This is a genomic window from Azospirillum sp. B506 (genome assembly GCF_000333595.1).
Lineage (GTDB): Bacteria > Pseudomonadota > Alphaproteobacteria > Azospirillales > Azospirillaceae > Azospirillum.
The window spans coordinates 1-1,535 of the sequence record NZ_BADK01000144.1 but is presented as its reverse complement, the minus strand read 5'-3'; the positions used below and the strand labels follow the sequence as shown (position 1 = coordinate 1,535).

1 protein-coding gene and 1 pseudogene are annotated in these 1,535 nt (G+C 66.8%); both read left to right on the top strand.

Annotated features, from left to right (window positions below):
- A pseudogene (locus I71_RS05270) lies at window positions 1–1,024 on the top strand (aminotransferase class I/II-fold pyridoxal phosphate-dependent enzyme); the annotation flags it as partial.
- On the top strand, window positions 1,024–1,535 hold a 512-nt coding region (locus I71_RS05265), incomplete at its 3' end, for a homoserine dehydrogenase (protein ID WP_042691768.1). The pseudogene I71_RS05270 and the gene I71_RS05265, both read left to right, overlap by 1 nt.

Below are 1,535 nucleotides of genomic sequence, written 5' to 3'. Positions count from 1 at the left end.
AGCGCCGCTTCAACGTCGACGTCGATCCCGAGACCGAGTGCATCGTCACCATCGGCTCGAAGGAAGGTCTGGCGAACCTCGCCCAGGCGATCACCAGTCCGGGCGACATCATCCTGGTGCCGAACCCCAGCTACCCGATCCATCCGTTCGGCTTCTCCTGGCCGGCGCCTCGGTGCGCCACCTGCCGGTGGGCATGGAGAACGGGGCGTCGACCGACATCGACAGCTTCATGATCATGCTGGAGCGCGCCGTCCGCCACAGCGTGCCGAAGCCGCTGGCGCTGGTGCTGAACTACCCGTCGAACCCGACGGCCGAGGTGGTCGGGCTGGACTTCTACCGCCCGATCGTCGAGTTCTGCCGTAAGCACGGCATCTATATCCTGTCCGATCTGGCCTATGCCGAGATCTTCTTCGACAACGATCCGCCGCCCTCGATCCTGGAGATCCCGGAAGCGCGCGAGATCGCGGTCGAGTTCACCTCGATGTCGAAGACCTATTCGATGGCCGGCTGGCGTATCGGCTTCGCCACCGGCAACAAGACGCTGATCACCGCGCTGGCCCGCATCAAGTCTTACCTCGACTATGGCGCCTTCACGCCGATCCAGGTCGCTGCCGCCGCCGCGCTGAACGGTCCGCAGGACTGCGTGCAGCAGGTGCGCGACATGTACAAGCAGCGCCGCGACGTGATGATCGAGGGTCTGGCCGCCGCCGGCTGGGAAGTCCCCAGTCCGAAGGCGTCGATGTTCGCCTGGGCGCCGATCCCGCCGCAGTTCGCCCATCTCGGCTCGCTGGAATTCTCCAAGCTGCTCTTGCAGCAGGCGGAGGTCGCGGTGGCGCCGGGCATCGGCTTCGGCGAATACGGCGACGGCCATGTCCGTCTGGCCATGGTGGAGAATATCCACCGCATCCGCCAGGCGACCCGCAACATCAAGGAGTTCTTCCGCTCCAACGCCGGTGGCGTCGCGGCGAGCAAGGACCCGGCGGCCCGCGCCGCCCTTCTGGAATCCGAGAAAGCGAAAGCCTGATGCCGAACGCCCAGCAAGCCCCCCTGAAAATCGCCGTCGCCGGCCTCGGGACCGTCGGCGCCGGCGTCCTGAAGCTGCTGGACGCGCAAAGCCCGCTGATCGAACAGCGCTGCGGCCGCCGGATCGAGGTGATCGCGGTCAGCGCCCGCTCCAAGGGCAAGGACCGCGGCGTCGATCTGTCGCAGGTGCAATGGTTTGACGATCCCGTCGCCCTGGCTGCCCAATCCGGTGCCGATCTGGTGGTGGAGCTGATCGGCGGCTCGGAAGGCCCGGCGCGTGACACCGTCGCCACGGCGCTGGAGACCGGCAAGCATGTGGTCACCGCCAACAAGGCGCTGTTGGCCGTCCATGGCACCGAGATTGCCCGGAAGGCTGAAGCCCGTGGCCTGACCGTCGCCTTCGAGGCGGCGGTGGCCGGCGGCATTCCGATCATCAAGGGGCTGCGCGAGGGGCTGGCCGGCAATGCCGTGTCGGAAATCCACGGCATCCTCAACGGCACCTGCAACTACAT